We start from the raw sequence: 22,258 nt of genomic DNA, 5'->3' as shown, positions 1-22,258 counted from the left end.
GAAACTAAACCACACGTCTTATCCTCAAATCAAAATACAATTTCAGTGGCTTCTTTGATACTGATTTCATAGTAAGAGAATATCATGATTAACTTTAGTAATTTTTACAGCATTATTGCGCAAAATCGTTTAAAGCATTGGTTGCTTGTTTTACCCTCACAATTACATGAATGGGAAAATACCCATGTACATGGCAAGCTGGCCAGTTGGATCCGCGTTTTAAATAAATTCCCCGACATTAAAACCGATAATATCGAGCTCAAAGACCGTGTGGAAATAGGCTCAGAGAATGAGTTATCAACGGGCGAAACCAAAAAGCTTGAAAATCTATTACAAAAGTTTCATCCGTGGCGCAAAGGCCCCTTTCATGTTCATGGCGTGCATATTGACACTGAATGGCGCAGTGATTGGAAATGGGACCGGGTATTACCGCATATCAGCCCGCTTAAATACCGCTATGTGTTAGATGTGGGCTGTGGCAGCGGTTACCATATGTGGCGTATGCGTGGTGAAGGCGCAGAATTTGTGGTGGGTATCGACCCAAGCGACCTATTTTTATGTCAATTTGAAGCGGTGCGCCACTTTGCTAATAAAGATCAAAACGTGCACCTATTGCCATTAGGTATTCAAGAGTTACCAAAACTGGAAGCTTTTGATACGGTATTTTCGATGGGGGTGTTATACCACCGTAAATCACCAATGGACCATATCACTCAGCTACAAGATCAGTTAGTTGAAGGTGGTGAGCTTGTATTAGAAACACTCGTGATTGCAGGTGGCAAAGATGATGTTCTTGTGCCACAGGATCGCTATGCAAAAATGCGTAATATCTGGTTCTTACCAAGCGCTGAAGCACTAAAACTATGGGTTGAAAAGTGTGGTTTTGAGGATGTGCGTATCGTGGACATTAACGATACATTAACGGGTGAGCAACGCAGCACCGCATGGATGACCAATGAATCCCTAGAGGATTATTTGGATCCGAATGACCCAAGCAAAACAGTCGAAGGTCATCCGGCGCCAAAGCGCGCTTTGTTAATTGCAAAAAAAGCGGAAAAAACACTTAGCTAAAAATATTCAAGCCACTATACAAAACACTATACAAGCCACTATCAAATAGGTGGCTTGCTTTCCTTATGCGGCAACAACATCATCACTGTCTTTGTTGATAGTCAGCAATTCTATCAGCCCCGAGATATCAATATTAAGCACCGCATCGGTATAAGATACATCTAATTCGACTAGCTTTTTATTTTCTCGAATATCTAACGTAGATATATCAGTACCTGGTAAATAAAGGTGTGTTAATTCAGTATTCGTATTTAAGGTAACAGCACTGATCTGGGAATAACCAAGGTTTAATGTTTGCAACGCTTTATTCTCAGTTAGCAGGAGTGATGTAATACCCGTTTGGCTTAAAAGCAACGCGGTTAATTTAGTATTATGTTGCAAATCTATATCTGTAATATTGATTGAATCAAGCGAAAGCATCAACAATTCAGGGTTTTGAGATAGATCTATTGTCGTAACTGCAAGCGGATTACCCGCAAGGCTCAGGTGCTCAAGTTTTGGGTTTTGTGTTACAACGATATCCGTTAATAAATTTTCACTAAACCAAAGGCTTTCTAAGGCGATATTATTTGAGATGTCTAAAACAGAGATAGCGTTATTAGTAGCAGATAGATACACTAAATTTTTTAACTCCTCCACATTAAGCGTCGTTAATGCGCCATCATTAATATCAATACGTTCAAGTTTTTTGTTTTGACTTAGATCCAACGCGCTAATCGCAGTGCCGTTCAAACTGATACTCATTAGCGCGACATTACTTGATAAATCTATCTCTTGAAGCGCTGAATTATTAAGGTATAAGTGCTCTAATTTCACATTCGCGACAAGATCAATATCTGTAATCTGGGTATTATTTAAATTTAAAAAAGTTAATCCTGTTAATGTTTCTAGCCCCCGTGTATTACTGACAGTAGGAAGTTGACAATCAACAACGGCGATATCAGAGAGTTTATTGATAACAAAGCCCGCATTAGCAATGGAAGCAACTACACAAGTAGCTAAACTTGCATCAGGAAATGCTAACTCAACTTCTTCAACCGTTAATGCGCTTCTATCGTCAACAATCGCCACGGTTTCATCACTAACAATGCTCGGTCGTAGTGCCGTACCTCCTCCTCCGCCACCACAAGCGGTTAATAATGAACAGGTTAGTATGGTGCTTAATAGTGATTTTTTCATTTCTCATCCATGTATAAATGTTTATGTAATAACAATAATTTTGAGCGCCGACTTTACGCAAAGCATGTCAAATATACAACAATAAAACACCCATAAAGAAGCACTCAAAAAATAAAGTTATTTTAAATCATGAAATAAAAATTATTTTAAATCATTAATTTTCATTTCATGATTTAAAAATGAGTTAATTCACTAGATCACTGTACCTTAACCTCTTATAATCGCGCGAAATTCATACACTCTACTACATAGGTTCAATCACATGGAAATGCTTGAAAAAATATTTAAACTTAACGAGCACAAGACGTCGCTTAAAACAGAGGTTATTGCGGGTTTTACTACCTTTTTAACCATGGCATATATCATCTTTGTTAATCCATCGATGTTATCTGCTACTGAGATGGATCCAGGAGCCGTGTTTGTCGCGACCTGTCTAGCCGCAGCTATCGGCTGTTTCATTATGGGCTTCTATGCAAATTACCCTGTTGCTTTAGCACCGGGAATGGGCTTAAACGCATTCTTCACCTACGTCGTGGTTCTTGATATGGGTTACACATGGCAAGTTGCATTAGGTGCTGTGTTCTTATCTGGTATCTGTTTTACAGCGCTAAGCCTGTTTAAAGTGCGTGAATGGATCATCAACTCTATCCCACTTCCAATGCGTAAAGGTATCGCTGCCGGTATCGGTCTTTTTCTTGCTTTAATCGCACTTAAAAATGCCGGTATTGTCGTAGATAACCCTGCAACATTAGTGTCACTAGGTGATTTAACACACCTTCCAGCGGCGCTTGCATCTATTGGTTTCTTTCTTATTATCGCACTAGCGCATTACCGCGTTAAAGGTGGGGTGATGATAGCCATTCTAGCGGTGACTGCTATTGGTATCATTTTAGGAGATGTTGAATACGCAGGTATTATTTCGATGCCACCAAGTGTTGCACCAACATTTATGCAGATGGATATCGCAGGGGCATTTAACGTCGGTATGATCAGCGTTATCTTTGCCTTCCTATTTGTTGATCTATTTGATACATCAGGCACCTTAATTGCCGTTGCAGACAAAGCAAAACTATTAGATGAAAAAGGTAATCTACCACGTTTAAACCGTGCCCTTCTTGCGGACAGTGGTGCATCTATTGCCGGCTCTATGATGGGGACTTCTACAACAACAAGTTACATTGAAAGTGTATCGGGTGTTGCTGAAGGTGGTCGTACTGGTTTAACCGCAGTTGTGGTTGGTGTGTTATTCCTATTAGCGTTATTCTTTGCGCCACTCGCGGGCATGGTACCAGCATACGCAACAGCGGGTGCATTACTGTACGTAGCAGTGTTAATGGTTGGTGGTTTAAAATCAATTAATTGGGATGATATTACTGAAGCAGCACCGGTTGTAACGGTGGCAATTATGATGCCATTAACTTTCTCGATCGCTAACGGTATTGCGATTGGCTTTATCACCTTTGCAGCGATTAAAGTGATGAGCGGTAAAGCGAAAGAGTTAAGTGCAAGCGTTTGGTTCTTAGCGATTTTATTCCTTGCGAAATTAATTTTCTTCCCAGGTTAAATCGCGTTTAAAATAATAATGTTAAAGGCTAGAAAAACAACTTTCTAGCCTTTTTATATGTATTAACAACCTCAGCGCTGGACAAGCCAGCGACATAATAGCGCTATTTTTCTACACAAACGCGCACTTACATTTTGATTTCAAAAGCAATCACTTAGTTTAAATTCAGCTTTAACCTAATCCTCTTTTTCAAGAGAAAATTTAAATCGCATACTTAATGCAATTGATATTAATCGAGGAGCTGTTTTAGAGCTCAAGCATTTCTTCCTTGCCAGCTTATAATATTATCAACTATCTTCGCGACTAGGCTCTTTCTCGCTTCACTGCTCGCCCATGCAGTATGTGGTGTAAGTACTAAGCGATGCTGTTGTTGTACATTAAAATAGATATGATCTTGCGCCATCGGTTCAACCGCTAACACATCACTACCATGATAAATATCACGCGTATCCAGTGCCACTGCCATCGCAGTTTCATCGATAATGCCACCACGCCCTAAGTTTAAAATAATGGCACCCGGTTTTAATAACTGCAACGCTTGTACATCAATAAGGTCTTGTGTTTGTTCATTAAGTGGCGCATGAATAGTAATAATATCGCACAGTGAAAGTAGCGTATTGAGATCAACTTGTTGATATTCTGATTGATTATTTTTACCTGATGTCGAAAAATAACAAACATCACAACCAAACGCAGTTGCTAAGCTGGCCACTCGTTTGCCAATATCCCCTAAACCAATAATGCCCCAACGTTTGCCACTTATTTCAGTAAAAGGTCGACTAATGTGGGTAAAGTTAGGACTTTCGCACCACTGCTTTTGTGTTACATAGGCATCATAATAACGTTGTTGATGTAAAAGCTGAAATAGCATCGCAAAGGTTGCTTGCGCGACACTCTCCGTTGAATACCCTGAGACATTTTTAACCTCAACATTCGCTTTCTCAGCAGCCAATAGATCAACATTGTTCATGCCAGTGGCTGCAATACAGATAAGCTTTAATTGTGGGTTAGCAAGGATAATCGCTTCATCGATCACCACTTTATTAGTGATGATAACTTGGTTATCGCTAATATGCGCTAAACGCTGCTCTGGCTCGGTAATATCGTAACGGGTAAATTCGCCTAAATAATCAAACTCAGAAAGGTCGCTATCTCCCAATGTTAATGCGTCCAATAAAACTATTTTCATTTCAATCCCCTATCGCCAATCACCAATCACTAACTTGCAAATGTAACAGGAAACAATAAAAAATAAAGACAGTAAATTTTATTAGCCAAAAAAAGAGCCATTATTGGCTGGCAATAATGGCTCTTTCATTATCTTTTTAATTAGGCTTTTTAGCCCTTCAGCCCTTCAGCCTTTAAGCCTTTAAGCCTTTAAGCCTTTAAGCTTTCTAGCCTTTTAGCATATCCAAGGCAACCGCTTCCGCTATTTTAATACCATCGATCCCAGCAGATAAAATACCGCCAGCATAACCAGCACCTTCGCCACCAGGGTATAGACCTTTAGTATTCAAACTTTGGTAGTCACTGCCACGTTTGATTTGCACGGGTGATGAAGTGCGTGTTTCAACGCCCGTTAGCATCGCATCTTTACTATCAAAACCACGGATTTTTTTAGCAAAAGCAGGAATCGCTTCACGAATCGCATCAATCGCAAAACCAGGTAAAGCCGGTGTTAAATCGGTCATTTTTACATTAGGTTTGTAAGAAGGCTCAACATTTTCGAAAGGTTTCCCCTCTCCTGCATTTAGGAAGTCGCCCACCATTTGTGCTGGCGCATCGTAGTTGCTACCGCCCATCACATAAGCATTACGCTCAAGTCTACGTTGTAACTCGATACCTTGTAGTGGATCATTATCAAAGTCATTGGGGCTTATCCCAACTACAATCGCACTATTTGCATTACGCTCACTGCGAGAGTATTGACTCATACCATTGGTCACAACGGCATGCTCTTCCGAGGTTGCGGCCACAACAACACCACCCGGACACATACAAAAACTATATACTGAACGGCCATTTTTACAGTGATGCACGAGTTTGTAATCGGCAGCACCTAAAATTGGGTGACCAGCGTTAATACCAAAGCGACATTTATCGATCATCTCTTGTTTATGCTCAATACGGAAACCAATCGAGAAAGATTGAGCCTCTAAATGTACGCCTTTATCGTGTAACATTTGTACCGTATCACGCGCACTATGGCCAATCGCTAAGGTAACATGTTTAGAATGAATCACTTCACCACCATTTAAGGTAACACCGGTTACTTGGCGGTTTTCGCCCTCGCCTTCAATGTTTATCTCCTCAACGCGGGTTTCAAAACGTATCTCACCACCCAGTTCGCGTATCTTACGACGCATCTTTTCAACCATGGTCACTAATTTATAGGTACCAATATGCGGTTTACTCACATAGATGATTTCAGCAGGCGCACCGGCAGCAACAAACTCTTGTTTTACTTTAAGCCCTAAAAAACCCGGATCTTTCACTTGGCTATATAATTTTCCGTCCGAGAACGTCCCCGCTCCCCCTTCACCAAATTGAACATTTGATTCGGTATTTAACTCACTCGTGCGCCAAAAACGGAAAGTATCTTTGGCACGCTCATGCACCGATTTACCACGCTCTAAAATAATCGGTTTGAAGCCCATCTGCGCTAACATCAACCCAACAAATAAACCACAAGGCCCCATCCCAATCACAATCGGACGTTCAGTTAAATCCGTAGGGACTTGTGCAACATATTTATATTCGGTATCAGGCGAAACACGTACATTTTGATCTTTTTCAAAACGGCTTAAAATTAAATTTTCATCCACATCTTGCAAGGTAATATCAAGCGTGTAAATCAAGGTGATCACGTTACGTTTACGCGCATCATAACCACGTTTAAAAACATGGATATCAACCAATTGTTGCGCAGATATACTGAGTTTATCTAAGACAAACTGCTGCAGTGCATCTTCACTATGATCTAACGGTAGTTTTACTTGGTTGAGACGTATCATACTTCACCTGGTCGCTGTATAAAAAATGCTTAAAAATGGGCTTTAAAATAATCGCGTAGTGTACGTGAAGTAACGCTAAATTGAAATTAACAAAATTGTTAAAGGAAGTTTTTTCAGTAGCATAATTTGATAAATATCAGCTGATCATCTAGAACCCTAAATTAGAGTGTTAATCCAACTATAAAAAGTATATATTTGACTTTAATTTCATAAAAAACTTGATAGGTAATTATGACAGACCAGATAAAAAAACCATTGCACTTTATCACGTTACTATTGTTAATAATGATTCAATCATGCTCTCTTCCTCCCACTGAAGATGAAATAAATGCAATCGAAGCAACACAACCCATGCTTCTAAAACAACAGCAATCAGAAATTTTAACTAGCCAAAAAGGGGTGACTGAACTGTACTTTTTGGGTATCTCTGCAGACTATCAACAACCAGAAATGTTTAGAGAAGTGATAGACTCTCAGGAATTTTTTGATGATACGTTTCATACTAAGGGACGTTCAACCCTATTAATCAATCATCTCAGCACCACCGAAACGACACCAATAGTGACGCAAAATAATATCAGAAAAACGATTAATAATATGGCCCAGAAAATGGATCCTGAAGAGGATATTTTATTTATTTCTTTAGCTGCCCATGGAGGCCATGGAGGCCAGTTTTATATAAATTTTGGCCCTAACAGGCATCAATTAATTAACGCAAAAACACTCAATCATTACCTAAAAAAATCGAAAATAAAATGGAAAGTAGTTGTTGTTAATGCGTGTTATTCCGGAAGTTTTATTGATGATTTAATTGATCCATATACATTGGTGATTACATCAACAGATGCAGAAAGAGTTTCCTATTATAGTAAATCGCCAAACTTTTCATTTTTTGGCCGTGCTTTTTTTGAAAAGTACTTAGATAAAAATAAAAAAATAAAACAAAGCTTTGATGAAACCGTAGAGGAAACACAATGGCTTGAACCAATGTATGGCATTACCGAGTCAAAGCAATCACGCCCCCAATTTATTTATGGTGAGGAAATACTGGCAAAACTTACAGAAGTTGGTATGTAATATATTCACAACGTTGTCATCTTTATGAGGTGATATACGCATAAAAAAACCAGCCTCGGCTGGTTCTTTATTTTAAATAACCTTAATACAGGTTAAATATGAATTTAACGCTTAGAAAGTGCCTTCATTACAACGATAACCAATGCGAATGCAAGGCTTGAAGCTAGCAATGCGGTCATAAGTGAGCTGGTAAAGCCGATCACTACAAAACCAACGATTGATACCGCCGCCATTGACAATGCATAGGGTAATTGTGTGGCTACGTGGTCGATGTGTTTACAGCGTGCACCTGTCGATGACAAAATAGTTGTATCGGAAATAGGCGAACAGTGATCACCAAAAACTGACCCCGCTAATACTGCACTTAACATAGGTAGCATTAAGGCTAAATCAGTCGCACCAGCCATATCTCCAGCAATTGGTAGCATAATACCAAAAGTGCCCCATGAGGTGCCCGTAGAGAATGCCATTAATCCAGATAATACAAATAGAATAACCGGTAACCAGTGTAAACCGATACTGCCTTGCACTAGGCTTGATAAGTATGTGCCTGTTTTCATATCGCCGATCACGGTACCAATAGACCAAGCAAAGAATAGAATAATAATCGCCCCAAACATCGATTTAGCGCCCACCCACAGTGCAAAACCAATCTCTTTTAAAGGTAGTTTTTGTTTAAATGTCGTGGTTAAGGTCACCAATAACCCTACTACCCCTCCATAGACTAAGGATGAACCTACATCGGTGTTCTCAAAAGCGCCTAAAACTGAAAAAGGCAATTCGCTTTTTGCCAACGCTTGTTGCCCTGAATAAAGCATGAAAAACAGTGTGGCAGCAATAAGCGCTACGATAGGATATATTAAATCACTCACTTTACCCTGTTCACTTTCTGTAATGCCTAGCTCATCATGTAAATTGATTGCATCCTTATCTGCGGCATGCTTTGAGCCTCTTTTTTCAGCTTCGGCTTCATGTGTTTTCATCAAACCAATATCGAGTTTAAAATAGATCACAGCAAACACCATGAGCAATGTAAACAGCGCATAAAAGTTCATTGGAATAAGTGCAACATATGCCCCTAATGGTGAATATTCAGTCATCCCATGGCTCACTAAAATTCCACCAATAATGGTCATAATGTACGCCCCCCAGCTCGAGACTGGCATCAAAATACACATTGGAGCAGCTGTAGAATCGAGAATATAGGCAAGTTTGGCACGTGAGACATTAAAGCGATCAGTTACAGGGCGTGAAATTGAGCCCACTGCAAGGCTATTAAAATAATCATCGATAAAGATAAATACACCTAAAAAAGCGGCGAGAAAAGACGCACCACGTTTGTCTTTAATATGGTCTAATGCCCAGTCAGCAAAAGCGCGTGTACCGCCCGATAAAGTAAGCAACGCAGTCATCATGCCAAGCAACAACAAGAAGCCAACGATACTCATATTCCACGTATTGATGCCTCCATCTTCAATCACAACTCCTTTAACGGTCGTCGCAACATACGAGAGCGCCGTTACCAGCGAGAAATTAGTTAGCAATAGTGCACCAAGCACAATACCTACGCCGAGTGATATTAAAACTCGGCGTGTTATAATGGCTAAGCTTAACGCGATGATGGCGGGTAAAATCGACAGCGGGGAGGCTGCAAAATCGATTAACATTATTTTTCCTTACAAAATTGGAGGCCCGTAATACCGATGGTTAGGGCATACTTGATTAGTTTGCTATTTAGCTACGGCGATAATTTACCTTGATTGACAAGCTAATGCAATGAACCTGCATATAGCTTGATAAGAGGATATATTGCTATGATTTCCTACTGATACCGCTAAATTATTTTTTGCTAAAGAGTTCACCTTAATCGCCTATTTACAGGTAATAGTGTCAGCGTTAGCCCCACATTTTTTTGTAACTCGACCTCTTTTTCCAGTAAAGAAAATAACTCACTATTTTTAAATAAAACCTGTGGCAAGGTTAAAGTTAGCTGCTTATTAGAAAGACTAATATTGGCTTTTTGAGGAGGGAATTCCCCCCGCCCTAAGGTCAAAATAAGCGCTAATCTTAACAGCTGTAATAATTGTAAGTATTTAGTATCCGTTAATAAGAACAGCGCACTATTTAACTTTATTTTGCCACGCTGTTGTCCGACTAGCGTCGCAATAATAAGTTGCTCTTGTTCACTAAAGCCAGGCATAGCACTATTTTGTAAAATGTATTCCCCGTGTTTATGAAATTTTTTAGTATTTATATTCATTCCTACTTCATGTAACAGCGCAGCATAATGTAAAAACATAAAGTGTGTTTCATTGATTTTTTTACCCTGTTCATTTAATTGCTCATTAAATAGCTTTAACTGTAAAAGTACACGCCTACTAAACACTTGGTCAATACGGTGTAACTTAAGCAAAGCAGTAATGGTTCTATCCCTTGGCGCAACTTTTTCTTGGATATTACTGAGCCCATATAATACTCCTTCACGCAAAGCCGCATTACTAACATCAATTCTTTTTATTTTAAATAGATCCATGCAGGTGCTAATAATTGCTAACGCACTGGCAATAAGGGTAAAACGACTCGCTTCAAAACATTTAAATTGCACGTTATCTGCACTTGTATAATCAATAAAGCGCGTTATTAATCGCTGAATACGTTTTTCGGTTATTGCAGTATCGCCATACAATTCAAGCATGATCTCTTTGATCACTTTAAATGATCCTGAAGTGCCTATAACGCTTTTCCAACCAATAAAACGACACTCTTGAACAGTGGGCAATAGAACCTGATATACCTCAGCTTGTGCTAATCTCATGTTTTTTTTAGTCACTAAGCCATCAGTAAAAAATTTATTAGAAAAAGCACGAGAGCCCATTGATAAACTTCGGGAAAACTTAATTTTAAAATACTTACCGATAATGAACTCGGTGCTCCCACCGCCAATATCAATCACCAAAGTCGTACCTTTAACAGGATAAGTGTGCGCGACTCCCTGATAAATTAATGTGGCCTCCTTTTCCCCGCTAATGATCTCAATTGGGTACGGCATGACATGCTGTGCACGGGTAAGAAATTCATCGCTATTTACTGCGACACGCAAAGAGTAAGTAGCGACGATTCGCACGGTACGGCAGGTTAAACCAGAGAGTAGCTGATTGAACTCAGCTAAACAGTCTAAACCTCGTTGCATCGCCTCTCCTGAAAGGTAATTATTTTCATCTAACCCACTTGCTAAAGCGACGCTTTTTTTCTGTGTTAATACACTCTGAATACAACCCGTTAATTCCCTTGCTACAATCAAATGAAAGCTATTAGACCCAAGATCAATAGCAGCAATATGCTGTGCTTTGCTCATAATTGAGCCTCAAGAAAGGCAACACCTGAACATGCTTTCTGCTCTGGCACCCGATTAAGGTAATCATAGATTTCCATTTGCGAACGAAAACGAGGCGCGCCTGTTTGAGGTAAATAATTATTTGTTTGCCCCGTGTCTAAGACTCTTGCTTTACAGTTATCAGCCAACTGCATATTGATAATATCAAAGATAGTTTGCTGTACTAAAGGGCAGTAAATAGGGGTCCCCACCTCGACTCTTCTCTCGATATTACGGGTCATCCAATCAGCTGATGAAATATAAACGCGAGGCTCACCCGAGTTTGAAAAAATAGACACGCGAGCATGCTCTAAGTAGCGATCAACAATGCTGACAGCAGTAATATTTTCACTCTGTCCTTTCACACCAGTAACCAAAGAACAGATTCCACGTACAATCAGCGAAACCTTTACTCCTGCATTACTCGCCTGATACAACTTTTGAATCAGCAGTTGATCAACTAAGTTATTCACCTTAAGGATAATTTCACTCTTAATACCTTTCTGTGAAAAATTAATTTCGTTATTAATCAGTTCAGATAATTTTTCACGACTATTAATAGGAGAAACAACAAGATGTTTAAATTCAAACTTTAAATAGGGATACTTTAAAAATTCAAAAACTTGTACAGCTTCATTGGTTATTTCAGGAGAGCAAGTAAATAAGCTGAAGTCTGTGTAAACTTTAGCGTTTTGTTCGTTAAAGTTACCGCTACCAATATGCGCATATCGTACTAATTTCTCGCCTTCTTGACGTGATATCACACACAATTTTGCATGTACCTTCAGTGCATGTACTCCGTAGGTAACACGAACCCCCGCTTTGGTTAACTTTTCAGCCCAAGTGATGTTTGCTTGCTCATCAAAGCGTGCCTGTAACTCAATATTAACGTGAACGCTTTTACCATTTTTTACCGCTTCCATTAATGCGGCAATCACCCTTGAGTTTTTAGCAACCCGATATAAGCAGATTTCAATGCTGGTTACTAATGGATCAAATGCCGACTGTCTTAACCACTCAGTAAAGTAGCTAAATTTATGGTAAGGGTAATAAAGTAGAATATCTTGCTTTTTGATAGCCTGTGATAAATGCTCACTTACATTAAATGCCGGATGCACTAAGCTTGGCATTTTATCGTAAACCAATGTGCTATCTCCGACCGTTGGAAATTGAATAAAGTCTTTAAAACTAAGGTAACGTCCCCCTGCATTCAGGCGCTTGTTAGATTTAATATTAAAGCCTTTCTTAAGCACCTTTAACATCGTTTCTGGCATTTTACGATCATAAACTAAGCGCACCGGCTCTGCATTTAAACGGGTTCGCAAGCCACTGGACATACGCTCAAATAAACTGTGGTTTATTTCATCCTGAATCTCAAACTCCGCATCACGGGTTAGTTTCATCGAGTAAGCACGGATAGTGTCAAATTCATAAAACACATTAAAGATATCCGCCAAGCTATAGCGGATAATATTATCAAGTAAAATAATATCTGTTTGTATTTCACCTTTTATTTGTGGCAGTTTAACAAACCGTGGCACATTGTGACTAGGCACTTCAATTAATGCATACCGATTCGCTTTATTGGCCTTACGCATCTCTACCATTAAATAGGTGCAATCATCTTTAATTTGTTCAATGAGATCTATTTTTTCGGTGATAATAAGCGGGAAGATATGGCCACGTAACTGCTCTTGAAAATAATCTTTTAACCACTGCTGATGCCCCTCATTAATTTGCATCTCATTAATTAGATTAATATGGTTATCAGTTAAGCTTTTTAATAATATTTGATACGTTTCGTCAAAATCATTCTCTAATTGCTGTACCTTATCAAGAATTTCAACAAATAATTGTTTGGCTTTTTCTTTTTGTTTAAATTGACTGTAAAGTGCAATACGGCGGACGTTAGCAACTCTGACACGATAAAATTCATCAATGTTGCTTGAATAAATACCTAAAAAACGTAATCGCTCAATTAAAGGCACAGAATCATCTTGTGCTTCCTGCAACACTCTTTGATTAAATGATAACCAGCTTAACTCTCTATCTAGGTATTGTTCTTTTTCGATTAACATAACAGTCCATTCTTATTATTTCCATTATGCGCATGCTAATCATAAAAGATGACAAACGGATTACCCAACCAAAACATTGACTTAAAAATAACAAATAAACAACAAAAATAGAGAAGGAGGGATTTCAAGGCTAAAATTTATGCAAATGGTTGTTTCCTTTACGAAATTTTAACGCTGAAGTAGCTTCTTTTAACCAGTAAGATTGATCAGTTATTTAGTGGATTTGATATAACTAGCGATTGAATGCAAAGCAGTTATCTATTCTTTTAACCCACAAGGTGGGCAGACAGCATACGGATTGCTATTAACTGCATTCAACACAATGCGTTTTGAGCAGGTTAGATACTGGAGGGCATATTCAGAAAAATAGATTAACGACTTATTTTGTTTGCTATTACTGATAGTGAAATAAAAATATGGATAAAAAAAAGCCCCGACTTATTAAAGTCGGGGCTCTACATAGACGATTAAGTCGATATTAGTTAGCTAACATTAGTGAGTCATTAATACACTCAAGGTTAGTGTCACCCATTAAGTAAGCATCAACAGCACGTGACGCTTCACGACCTTCATTGATACAACGAACGATCAAAGATTGACCTGTACGCATATCACCAGCAGCAAATACACCCGCTTGGCTTGTTTGGAAGTCGTTAGTTTTAACGTTACCACGCTCATCTAATTCAATTTCTAACTGCGCTAATACACCTGTTGGCTCTGGGTGTAAGAAGCCCATCGCTAAGAATGCTTTAGTACAAGGAATTGAACGTACACTACCTTCAATCTCTTTGAAGTTAGGACGTTGACCCGGTGCTGCTTCTTCCCACTCGATATCAGCAACAACAAGTTCTTTTACATGGCCATTTTCATCACCAATGAACTCTTTGGTCAAGATAGACCAATGACGATCGACACCTTCTTCGTGTGAAGTCGTTGTTTTAAGAATCATTGGGTACGAAGGCCAAGGCATATTGACAGTACGTTTCTCAGGTGGAACAGGCATGATTTCCACTTGTGTTACAGAGGCTGCACCGTGACGATTAGAAGTACCCACACAGTCAGAACCTGTATCACCACCACCGATAACCACAACGTGATCATCTGCAGCATGAATCTCTTCAGTTTTCAGATCCATACCATTTGCACGGCGGTTGTTTTGACCAAGGAATTCCATCGCAAAGTGAACACCTTTCAGGTCGCGACCTGGAATTGGTAAATCACGTGGTACTGTTGAACCACCAGTTAGTAACACAACATCAAATTGCTTACGCAACTCGCTTGCATCAAAATCAACACCGATGTGTGCATTCACAACCATCTTTATACCAGCAGCTTCCATTACCGCAATTTTACGATCGATAACGTCCATGCCAAGTTTGAAATCAGGAATACCAAAACGTAAAAGGCCACCTACTTTCTCATCACGCTCATAAACTGTTACCGTATGACCAGCACTGTTTAGCTGCTCAGCAGCAGCAAGACCCGCAGGTCCTGAGCCGATGATAGCAACCGTTTTACCTGTACGAGATGTTGGAATTTTAGGCTTAACGTAACCGTTTTTGTATGCTGTCTCAACGATGTTTTTCTCGATGTTACAGATAGTAATTGGATCTTGGTTAATACCTAATACACATGAGCTTTCACAAGGTGCAGGACAAACACGTCCTGTAAACTCAGGGAAGTTATTAGTCGAGCTTAAAATTTCCCATGCTTCTTGCCAGCTATCACGGTAAACCGCATCGTTGAATTCAGGAATGATGTTACCAATTGGGCAACCGTTATGACAAAACGGTACGCCACAATCCATACAACGAGAAGCTTGGTCATTAATTTTTGAACCAAACTCATCCATTTTAACGAATTCTTTATTATCTTTTAGGCGCTCTTCTACCGGTAGTTTACCTGGCAGTTCACGTCCTAATTCTAAAAATCCAGTAGGCTTACCCATTATGCTGCTCCTTTCGCACGTGCTGCTAATACTGCTTTGTAATCACGTGGCATTACTTTAACCATTTTCGCTAAGCTTGCATTTACATCCGCAAGGAATGCGGCAGCAAGGTTAGACTCAGTTAGTTCAAAGTGTTTTGTAACTTTGCCAACAATCAGATCTCTATCTTCTTGAGTAAGAGGATCTAGGTCAACAAGTTCCATATTACAGTTCGCTTCAAAGGCATCATCTTGATCCCAAATGTAAGCAACACCACCACTCATACCTGCCGCAAAGTTACGACCTGTAGAGCCAAGGTTAATCATGACACCGCCGGTCATATATTCACAACCGTGATCACCAACACCTTCAACAACCACTTCTGCACCCGAGTTACGTACACAGAAACGCTCGCCAGCCATACCATTGATGTATGACTCACCCGATGTTGCACCGTAGAAACAGACGTTACCAACAATGATATTGTCTTTTGCAACAACGTCTGAATTACGATGTGGGTAAACGACGATTTGACCGCCAGATAAACCTTTACCCCAGTAATCGTTAGCATCCCCTTCAACCGTAAATTCAACACCTTTTGCTAGGAAACAACCAAATGATTGACCCGCAGAACCGTGGAATTTAACTTTCATCGGCTGTGGTAAACCTTTGTCGTTGTACACCTTAGAGATTTCGTTAGAAAGCATGGTGCCACACGAACGGTCGATATTAATGATTGGGAACTCACCCGATACGGCTTCGCCTTTTTCAAGAGCAGGTTTCGCAAGTTCAATCAGTTTTCTATCTAACACTTCTTCAAGGTTATGATTTTGGCCCGTTTGATTAAACATGCCATCTTCAGCTTTACCTTCTTGTTTGAACAAGATAGTGCTTAAATCTAGGTTTTTGTATTTCCAGTGATTGATATCTTCACGTACTTTCAGGCTTTGCGTTTGACCAACCATTTCGTTGATTGATGCGTAACCTAGTTTCGCCATGTTTTCACGCATGCCTTCAACCATGTAACCAAAGAAAGTAACAACATCATCAACGCGGCCATCGAAACGCTCACGTAATGTTTTGTTCTGTGTTGCGATACCAACAGGACACGTATTCAAGTGACACTTACGCATCATGATACAACCTTCAACAACCAGCGCTGCTGTTGCTACGCCCCACTCTTCAGAACCAAGAAGTGCTGCGATGGTTAAATCACGTGGCGTTTTCATCTGCCCATCTGCTTGTAAAACGATACGGTTACGTAGGCCGTTTTTCATTAGCGTTTGATGCGCTTCAGATAGTCCTAATTCCCATGGTAGACCCGCATGGCGAATTGATGAAAGTGGTGATGCACCTGTACCGCCGTCAAAACCAGCGATTAAGATAACGTCAGCTTTTGCTTTAGCAACACCTGATGCGATGGTACCAACACCCGCTTCTGATACTAACTTAACGTTAACACGGCCAGCGCGGTTAGCGTTTTTCAGATCGTAGATTAGCTGTGCTAAATCTTCGATTGAGTAGATATCGTGATGCGGAGGTGGCGAAATTAGACCTACTCCAGGAGTAGAGTGACGTGTACGACCGATCCAGTCATCAACTTTGTGGCCTGGTAATTGACCACCTTCACCTGGTTTCGCGCCCTGTGCCATCTTGATTTGGATTTCAGCAGCGTTCGTTAGGTAGTAAGACGTTACACCGAAACGACCCGAAGCAACCTGTTTGATTGCAGAGCGTTCCCAATCGCCGTTCTCTTTTGGTAAGAAACGAGCTGGATCTTCACCACCTTCACCAGAGTTTGATTTAGCGCCGATACGGTTCATCGCGATAGCTAACGTTGAGTGAGCTTCGTGAGAGATAGAACCAAATGACATCGCACCTGTTGCAAAACGTTTTAGAATGTTTTCTGCTGGCTCTACGTCATCAATTGAGATTGGACCCGTCGATTTAGGTACAAATTCAAATTGGCTACGTAGTGTTGCCGCGTTATCACCCTGTGCATCAACCGCGTCAGCGTACTCTTTAAACTGTGCGTAATTTTTGTTACGCGTAGATTCTTGTAATAAAGAGATAGTTGTTGGGTTAAATAGATGCTTTTCACCACGTTGTTTCCACTGGTAAACGCCACCTACGTCTAAACGTGTTACTGGTACTTCACGTAAAGGATAAGCAAAACGATGACGAACAATCGCTTCAGAGGCGATATCATCAATTGATAAACCTTGAATACGTGTCACAGTACCTGTGAAGTAAGCGTCAACAACCGCTTTACTTACACCAAGTGCTTCAAAGATTTGTGCACCTTGGTATGACTGAATCGTAGAGATACCCATTTTCGAGAATATCTTCAATAGACCTGCATCAATTGCTGATTTGTACGATGCAAACAGTTCATCTACTGATTTATCAGCAGGTAGACGTTTCTTCGCTTGTAAATCAACAATCATCTCTTCGATTAGGTATGCGTTTACAGCAGAAGCACCGTAACCGATAACCGTTGCAAAGTGATGTGTTTCACGTACGTCACCTGTTTCAACAACGATGTCACATAATGCACGTAACCCTTTCTTGATTAAGTAATGGTGAACAGCACCAGTAATTAACATAGCAGGAATTGGCGCGTGATCTGACGTTGCATTACGGTCAGAAAGAATAATGATTGAGTAACCATCGTTTACCGCATCTTCCGCGTAACGACAAATACGTTTAATCGACTTCTCAAGCTTACCTGGTTGGCCACTTGCTTTAAACAATGTGTCTAGTGTTTTAGCTTGTAAGTGTTTGTGATCCAGTGCATTGATTTTCTCAAGCTCTGCATTACTTAATACTGGCGACTCAAGCTCTACTTTGTGACAGTGTAAAGGTGTTTCAGACAGTAAGTTCTGATCTTTACCTAGGTATGTGTTCAACGACATAACCATACGCTCACGAATCGGATCGATAGGTGGGTTAGTTACCTGTGCAAACAACTGTTTAAAGTAGTGAGATAGATGTTGCGACTGATGAGAAAGTACCGCTAGAGGCCAATCTACACCCATTGCACCCAATGGCTCTTTACCATCGCGGAACATTGGCAGAACAATTTCGTTGATCTCTTCAGAAGTCACGCCAAATGTTTGTAAGCGACGTAATAGTTGACCATCATTTGGCTGAATATTACGCTCAAGTGCATTTGGTTGATTTTCTAATTTAACGAGGTTATCTGTTAACCATGTTTCATAAGGCTGTTGTGCTGCAATACCATTTTTAACTTCATCATCAGAGATGATACGACCTTGTTCAAGGTCAGCAACAAAAATACGACCTGGTTGTAAACGACCACGTAATTTAATGTTTTCAGGCTCAATATTTACGACACCAGACTCAGAAGCCATGATCAAGTAATCATCTTTTGTTACACAATAACGTGAAGGACGTAAACCATTACGGTCTAGTGTTGCACCTACCTGCACACCATCGGTGAAACAAACAGAAGCTGGGCCATCCCATGGTTCCATGATGTTTGCGTGGTATTGGTAGAATGCGCGACGTTTTGGATCCATCGCTTTGTTTTCTTGCCACGCTTCAGGAATCATCATCATTAATGAATGAGGAAGACTACGGCCAGAAAGAACAAGAAGTTCTAGCGCCATATCAAAGCTTGCAGAATCTGACATCCCTTCTGTACAGATAGGCATTAACATATCTAACTCTTCACGTGTGAAGAATTCAGCTTCAAGCAACGCTTCACGTGCTTTCATCCAGTTGATATTACCACGTACCGTATTGATTTCGCCGTTGTGCGCAATGTAACGGAAAGGTTGCGCTAAACGCCAGCGTGGGAAGGTATTGGTTGAGAAACGCGAGTGAACCAATGCAAGTGCAGTAACCATTGCTGGATCTTGTAAATCCAAGAAGTACTGTGGCACTTGCTCTGTTGTTAACTGACCTTTATATACGATTGTTTTGTACGAGAAAGTATTGATGTAGAAGTTATCTTCGATTCCAGCAACAGACTGTAAACAAATACGCGTCGCGTAATTACGTAAGATGAATGCTTTACGCTCTAATACTGCAGGGTCCATATCGGCACCGCCAGTTACAAACAGATGTTCGAACTGAGGTTCACTGCTCAATGGATCAGCACCGATCATTGAGTTATCTGTAGGAAGAACACGGTAACCAAGTACTTCAAGGCCTAAACGCTCTGCCGTACGTGCTAAAATTTCACGGCATTCATTGCGTTGATTTTCATCTTTTGGAAATAAAACAGTACCTACTGCATATTGGTCAAACTTAGGTAATGTAATTCCAACTTTAAGGGCTTCAGTTACTAAAAACTCATGTGGTTTTTGTAACAAGATACCAGCACCATCACCACTACAAGGATCGCAACCTTGACCACCACGGTGCTCCATGCGCGCAAGCATATCTAATGCTTGAGTCACAATAGCGTGTGATTTACTATTTTTTAAATGTGCCACAAAACCGATACCACAAGCATCGTGTTCCATCTCCGGCACATAAAGGCCTTGAGCGTTTTGCTCTATATTAGTCATAAACATGTCCTTCAAGATAAAATAGCAGGTTGATTATCCGCTATTTCAGTTCTAATGTTTTCGAGGTGCGTAATCTTATTTAATGAATAAACTAAAACAATCACTATTTCATATTTAGTTTTATTATCAAAACATCCTTTTTTTAAAGATAAATATTAAAAAAAGGCTTCTAACAACACAGTAAATAAGGCGCACAACTTCCCTATAAGTACAGGGCTCATACACTATTCCGTGGAAATAAACCTACATAACAACCGTAACACAGGCATAATTTTGCCCGTATTCTATCGTTTAAGCGCCGTAAAATCCAATTTTCTTGTTCTCCTCTGAGAGGTAAAGTTGTTAACAGCTTGTAACACCTTGTAGTGAGCCTTTTCGTTTATTTTAACATTGCAAATTAGTGTAATTTTTATGCTAAAACGATGATAAAAACGTTCACTAAATCAACTAAACTTAAAAAATTAGAGAAAAACAAGCAATAAAAGTGAATATTAATGCACTTTTATTGCTTGAATAGTGACACACTACCAGTGTGAAGCATTCTTTATTTAGGTAAAAAGAACGCAAAAATTAAAAACTCCTTAGTTCATTCTCACGCAATAAATTAACAAGCCAATCAAAAAAAATTATAATTACCTATTTACATCGTCCCAATAAATACAGTGTTTGTCGTCAAAAAAGGCACCGAATAAAGCGCATGCTAACAGGACATTTACACACTCCGCCTTAAAGGTTACAAATAGAATAAAAATGGATTTTATCTAAAAGAATTTAACCAAGATCACAATTAACCACAAAACAATAATTACATTAAAATTCTTAACATCGATTATTGTCTCGTTTAAGGGAACTTATCATCAACTTCACAGAGAGTACTCATTTTGCATATTAAATACTAACGGGTATACTCGCCCCCTTTTTTATAATGAGGAATAATTGTGACTGCACTTAACCTTGAGATTATCAAGCAACAGTTAACTGATCTTAATTTTATTGCTGACAATATTCGACTTGTTACCGTCAATGAAATGCCAGTAGAGCTATTGGAAAACTGTACTAAAACCGAAGGTGAAAGTTTTTATAACAGCTACATGAATGTGGTATACAAGAAAGCAGACCGTTACGTGCTTGGGTATGTTTGCCAAGACCCATTACTTGATCAAGCCATTATCAGAATTGGTGATCACTATTATGATCCCACTAAACAAGCGAATGAAGATTTTAAACCCTATCAATTTGCAGTATTAACTGAATTTACTACCTTTGATATGATGAAGCATGCTAAGAAAAATAAAGATTTCCCTCCCGACATTGATTATTTAATCAGCAAAAAGAAACATTTTAAAAATGTAATTAAGGGGTAATCCTACAAGGCTATTGTTTTGGCAACAAAAAAACAAAAAATATGACCTAGATATAAGCGGAATCGAGGGAATAATCTACGCTTGAAGAAAACAAATAATAATAATGATTATATTCTTCAAGGGGCTCCCATGGCTAAAAGCAAAACAATTACTACTGATGATATTTTACTGGTTTTATGTAACTCCATAAAATCAGTTCTCACCGCTGCAACTTCCCACCCAATTAATTATTCATCCATGGCACAGAAAATTAACAAAACTTGTTTAAAACCAGATATTGGTTGCTTTGTTCTTTTTGATGGCGGATTTTCCGGGTTGGTAATCATAAACTTTAGCGCAACAGCCGCTGTTGAAATTTATACCAATTACATGAAACATATGGGTATTCCAGAAAACGAATTAGCAAAATCACATACTTCTGATGAAGTCAGTGATGTCATGGGTGAATTGATGAATCAAATAGTCGGCGACTTCACCGGCGTTGTTGGTCATGAGTTACATACTTCCATTACCCAGAATCAACCTAAAATGCTCACCATCAATAAGCAAGTGCAACTCTCTATCGATACAAATTTAGATAGACCTCAGGCTCGACGTGTTACTTTCATGACAGAGAAAAACAATATTTTTTATCTCGAATTAGCAATGGATAAAACAGAGTTTATTAAGCTCTCTGATTTTGAAGAGCGTGAAGCTTTTGATGCAGATATGATTTTAGATCAAGAAAACACTAACAAACAGCAGCCTAAAAAAGAAGCAGAGCCGATGGTTGCAATGATTGATCAAGATCTGCTTGATGAACTAGGTATTTAATCACACAAAGTGTATTTGGATTTTAAATACTTAAATGCGCAATAAACTGTTGAAAAAATGAATGAGTTTAATTTCTCAGTTGACTTGTATGATTTATAAAGCGATTATATTTATTCACTTAATTCATTCTGAGCCAACAATGATAATGACACTTAAACCACAAAATCAACTAATGCGACGCAGACTCCTGTGTCGTTTTGCTGTGGTTTAAGTTTATTTAACATCCCAACCGCAGTTTTCATACTGTGGTTCCACGTCCC

Annotated in this window: 13 protein-coding genes; 5 read left to right on the top strand and 8 right to left on the bottom strand. The window is 39.4% G+C overall.

Annotated elements, in window-relative coordinates:
* The first annotated feature begins 84 nt into the window (after window positions 1-84).
* The gene (gene cmoB, locus CW745_RS00320; protein WP_101106402.1) at window positions 85-1,071 is read left to right on the top strand and encodes a tRNA 5-methoxyuridine(34)/uridine 5-oxyacetic acid(34) synthase CmoB; all 987 of its coding nucleotides are present in this window, start codon (window positions 85-87) and stop codon (window positions 1,069-1,071) included.
* 63 nt (window positions 1,072-1,134) lie between these two features.
* Here the strand turns inward: cmoB and CW745_RS00315 are convergent, their stop codons facing one another.
* The gene (locus tag CW745_RS00315) at window positions 1,135-2,250 is read right to left on the bottom strand and encodes a hypothetical protein (protein ID WP_101106401.1); all 1,116 of its coding nucleotides are present in this window, start codon (window positions 2,248-2,250) and stop codon (window positions 1,135-1,137) included.
* A 268-nt stretch (window positions 2,251-2,518) separates the two neighbouring features.
* On the opposite strand from CW745_RS00315, the gene CW745_RS00310 reads away from it, so the two are divergent.
* Window positions 2,519-3,814, top strand: coding sequence for an NCS2 family permease (locus CW745_RS00310; RefSeq protein WP_101107059.1), 1,296 nt, complete (start codon window positions 2,519-2,521; stop codon window positions 3,812-3,814).
* 253 nt (window positions 3,815-4,067) lie between these two features.
* Here CW745_RS00310 and CW745_RS00305 read toward each other — a convergent pair whose 3' ends face one another.
* Window positions 4,068-5,003: a D-2-hydroxyacid dehydrogenase gene (locus CW745_RS00305; RefSeq protein ID WP_101106400.1), complete on the bottom strand. Its 936-nt coding sequence runs from the start codon at window positions 5,001-5,003 to the stop codon at window positions 4,068-4,070.
* 205 nt (window positions 5,004-5,208) lie between these two features.
* Window positions 5,209-6,828 (bottom strand): FAD-dependent protein, encoded by a 1,620-nt coding sequence (locus CW745_RS00300; protein WP_101106399.1) that lies wholly within the window; start codon window positions 6,826-6,828, stop codon window positions 5,209-5,211.
* 231 nt (window positions 6,829-7,059) lie between these two features.
* Here CW745_RS00300 and CW745_RS00295 point away from each other — a divergent pair, with 231 nt between their 5' ends.
* On the top strand, window positions 7,060-7,905 hold the full coding sequence (locus CW745_RS00295) for a C13 family peptidase (RefSeq protein ID WP_101106398.1): 846 nt from the start codon (window positions 7,060-7,062) through the stop codon (window positions 7,903-7,905).
* A gap of 104 nt (window positions 7,906-8,009) precedes the next feature.
* Here the strand turns inward: CW745_RS00295 and CW745_RS00290 are convergent, their stop codons facing one another.
* From CW745_RS00290 to gltB, 5 genes are all read right to left on the bottom strand, one after another.
* Entirely contained in the window at window positions 8,010-9,572 is a 1,563-nt protein-coding gene (locus CW745_RS00290; RefSeq protein ID WP_238596638.1) for a Na+/H+ antiporter NhaC family protein, read from the bottom strand.
* A 191-nt stretch (window positions 9,573-9,763) separates the two neighbouring features.
* Window positions 9,764-11,260, bottom strand: a complete 1,497-nt coding sequence (locus tag CW745_RS00285) for a Ppx/GppA phosphatase family protein (RefSeq protein WP_101106396.1) — start codon at window positions 11,258-11,260, stop codon at window positions 9,764-9,766.
* Window positions 11,257-13,356, bottom strand: a complete 2,100-nt coding sequence (ppk1, locus tag CW745_RS00280) for a polyphosphate kinase 1 (protein ID WP_101106395.1) — start codon at window positions 13,354-13,356, stop codon at window positions 11,257-11,259. The genes CW745_RS00285 and ppk1 overlap by 4 nt, the downstream gene beginning before the upstream one ends.
* A 478-nt stretch (window positions 13,357-13,834) precedes the next feature.
* Window positions 13,835-15,304, bottom strand: coding sequence for a glutamate synthase subunit beta (locus CW745_RS00275; protein ID WP_101106394.1), 1,470 nt, complete (start codon window positions 15,302-15,304; stop codon window positions 13,835-13,837).
* Entirely contained in the window at window positions 15,304-19,821 is a 4,518-nt protein-coding gene (gene gltB, locus CW745_RS00270; protein WP_101106393.1) for a glutamate synthase large subunit, read from the bottom strand. The genes CW745_RS00275 and gltB overlap by 1 nt, the downstream gene beginning before the upstream one ends.
* A gap of 938 nt (window positions 19,822-20,759) precedes the next feature.
* Between gltB and CW745_RS00265 the strand changes: the two genes are divergently transcribed.
* Window positions 20,760-21,185, top strand: coding sequence for a hypothetical protein (locus tag CW745_RS00265; RefSeq protein ID WP_101106392.1), 426 nt, complete (start codon window positions 20,760-20,762; stop codon window positions 21,183-21,185).
* 129 nt (window positions 21,186-21,314) lie between these two features.
* Window positions 21,315-21,998, top strand: a complete 684-nt coding sequence (locus tag CW745_RS00260; RefSeq protein WP_101106391.1) for a DUF3334 family protein — start codon at window positions 21,315-21,317, stop codon at window positions 21,996-21,998.
* Window positions 21,999-22,258 lie beyond the last annotated feature (260 nt).

Source organism: Psychromonas sp. psych-6C06 (genome assembly GCF_002835465.1).
Classification (GTDB): domain Bacteria; phylum Pseudomonadota; class Gammaproteobacteria; order Enterobacterales; family Psychromonadaceae; genus Psychromonas.
The sequence above is the reverse complement of the archived record's forward strand: the minus strand, read 5'-3'. Positions and strand labels throughout refer to the sequence as shown.